Source organism: Moorena bouillonii PNG, assembly GCF_001942495.1.
GTDB classification, from domain to species: Bacteria; Cyanobacteriota; Cyanobacteriia; order Cyanobacteriales; family Coleofasciculaceae; genus Moorena; species Moorena bouillonii.
The window spans coordinates 5,844,720-5,847,364 of record NZ_MKZS01000001.1 but is presented as its reverse complement, the minus strand read 5'-3'; the positions used below and the strand labels follow the sequence as shown (position 1 = coordinate 5,847,364).

Sequence of the window (2,645 nt, the reverse complement as noted above, 5' to 3'; positions counted from 1 at the left end):
TCACGTACGGTTTTGAAGACGAGTCAGTGAGGTGACTCACTGGCTTAGTTTAATCCCCCTGGCTCAGAGATCAGCTTGCATTGGCGGGCTAAAGTTTATCTTGGTAGACTTTGGTAGCTAAAAAGTATCGGTGACACTGTCCTGTCTCAGGTCAGCTCGAACAAGAAATCTCAGGGGCGCAAGCTCAACACAGTATCGGGTCAGGGGACTGTTTCCCCTGACCCCTTTTTTGGCTCTACGATTCCTTGTTTTCGATAAGATCCCCAATCCTGCTGGAACACTCTGAGCAGGACGGCGGCGATGCTGCTTCCTTAGGGTTGCCAAAGATAGCAACCGCCAGGAGAGTTGCGATCGCCTTTTTTTTTGCGGTCTTCATGTGAACTTTTGTAAATGGCTGCGTAAGTTCCTGAGCTTCCCCTGACAACTCTATAGAAGGGGTAAGCCAAGTTAACTGTCAGCAGCTTACCCATCTAACGGTCACAAAGATGTACTTATAGTCAACTTAATTCAAGTTAAATCCAGGAGAAAAATCATGTCGAACATCTACAAAATCACTGCCCATGAAAAACTGTTCAGTGAATTAACTCTTGAAGAAAGAACTGTCTTAGAAGCTGGTCTGTTCATAGTAAGGCTTCTAGAATTTAGATGGGTTTGCCCTGGTTAAATACTTAATTCAAACACTTAACTAATAATTATACTCATAATTATTGGGACTTTGACATTTTTGGGTACCTTTAGAGGCTGAAAACCTCTAAAGGCAAGGTAAAAATCAATTGCCTAAAAAGGCCTGAAAGTGAATACTGACTTATCTACCCCTCGCGCCCTTCGGATCTCGGTGATCGGCCATTTTAGTGTAAGATTTTTTCACGGTTAGATAAAGTCGGGGACAAAGCCCCAACTTATCCCCTAGCATTAGCCCTAAAGATGAGATACCCAATTGTCCTCCAACATAGTGAAGAAGACTGCGGTGCAGCTTCCATCGCCACCATTGCCAAGCATTACGGACGCACCTTTGCCATCAGTCGTGTGAGGGAAGCAGTAGGCACTGGCTCCCGAGGAACTACTTTGCTCGGATTGAGCCGAGGAGCAGAAGTCTTGGGATTCAACTCCCGCCAAGTCAAAGCCACTGATCAAATTATTGATCGCATTAATGAAGTACCCTTGCCAGCCATTATCCATTGGAAAGGCTACCACTGGGTGGTATTATATGGCAAAAAAGGAAAAAAATATGTGATTGCAGACCCTGGAGTAGGGGTACGCTACCTCACTCGCAGAGAGTTAATCGAGGGTTGGGCCAACGGCATCATGCTGTTACTGACCCCCGACGACAGCCGCTTTTATCAGCAACAGAACGATCAAGTTGGTGGGTTTGGGCGCTTTATTGCCCGGGTCTGGCCCTATCGCTTCATTTTAGCTCAAGCCATTAGCATCAACTTTGCCATTGGACTGCTCTCCCTGGCCTCCCCCTTGATGATGCAACTGCTCACCGATGACGTGCTGGTGCGGGGGGATACCCAACTGCTTACCACTGTGGCCATTGGGGTGATTGCCATGAACCTGTTTAGCAGTGCCATCGGTTTGGTCCAGTCTCACCTGATCGGTCACTTCGGCCAACGGCTGCAATTAGGCCTGATCATGGAATACGGGCGAAAACTCCTGCGCTTGCCCCTATCTTACTTTGAAGGACGGCGCAGTGGGGAAGTGGTCAGCCGCATTGCTGACGTGGATGCTATCAATAATCTAGTTTCCCAAATTGTCCTCGGTTTGCCCAGCCAATTTTTTATCGCCTTGGTTTCCTTGGCCTTGATGATCTTCTATAGTTGGGAACTGACTCTGGCTTCGATTGGTGCCTTTGTGATCGTTACTATCGTCAACCTGCTTTTCCTCCCTGCCTTGCGCGCCAAAACCCGCAACCTGATCGTCTTAGGCACAGAAAACCAAGGCTTTCTGGTAGAAACGTTTCGGGGGGTGCAGGTCCTAAAAACCACCCCAGCTACCCCTCAAGCTTGGGGAGAGTATCAAAGCAATTACGGTCGCCTGGCCAACCTGGGCTGGGGTATGATGAAGCTGGGGCTTTACAGCAGTACAATCACCAGCATTCTTTCCACATTTACTTCCATTGCTGTACTGTGGTTGGGCAGTTACCTGGTGATCAATCAGACATTATCCATCGGTCAGTTGCTGGCCTACAATGGCATGAGTAGCAACTTTCTGGGTTTCTTGGGGGCGGTAATCGGGCTAGTGGATGAATTTATTACTGCCCAGGTGGTTATCCAACGCCTGACGGAAGTGATCGATGCCACCCCAGAAGATGAGAATGACTTCAAAAAGCCCTGGGCTGAAATTCCCGGCAATGCAGAGATTACCTGCAGTCAGCTCAACTTTCACCACGCCGGTAGAGTTGACCTCCTCCAAGATTTCTCCCTCACTATCCCTGGCGGTAAAGTCATTGCCCTGATTGGTAAATCTGGCTGTGGCAAGAGTACCCTGGCCAAAGTGATGGCTGGTTTGTATTCTCTCCAGTCTGGCAATATCCGCTATGGCCTCTACAACCAGCAAGACCTCTCCCTGGAATGCTTGCGGCAGCAGGTAATATGAAATCCGGCTAAATAGTTACTGTTAAGCCTTGGCATCCTGCCACCAGT

The 2,645-nt window shown here is 48.5% G+C and carries 2 protein-coding genes; both read left to right on the top strand.

Going from position 1 to position 2,645, the window contains the following annotated elements:
- Positions 1-532 precede the first annotated feature (532 nt).
- Positions 533-664: a hypothetical protein gene (locus tag BJP37_RS43875; RefSeq protein WP_269087055.1), complete on the top strand. Its 132-nt coding sequence runs from the start codon at positions 533-535 to the stop codon at positions 662-664.
- Positions 665-924: 260 nt separating this feature from the next.
- The gene (locus BJP37_RS23730; protein WP_214607774.1) at positions 925-2,598 is read left to right on the top strand and encodes a peptidase domain-containing ABC transporter; all 1,674 of its coding nucleotides are present in this window, start codon (positions 925-927) and stop codon (positions 2,596-2,598) included.
- Positions 2,599-2,645 lie beyond the last annotated feature (47 nt).

Bases quoted from the DNA above. Each gene is read 5' to 3' on its own strand.
- BJP37_RS43875 (WP_269087055.1), top strand. From the start codon at position 533: ATGTCGAACATCTACAAAATCACTGCCCATGAAAAACTGTTCAGTGAA.
- BJP37_RS23730 (WP_214607774.1), top strand. From the start codon at position 925: ATGAGATACCCAATTGTCCTCCAACATAGTGAAGAAGACTGCGGTGCA.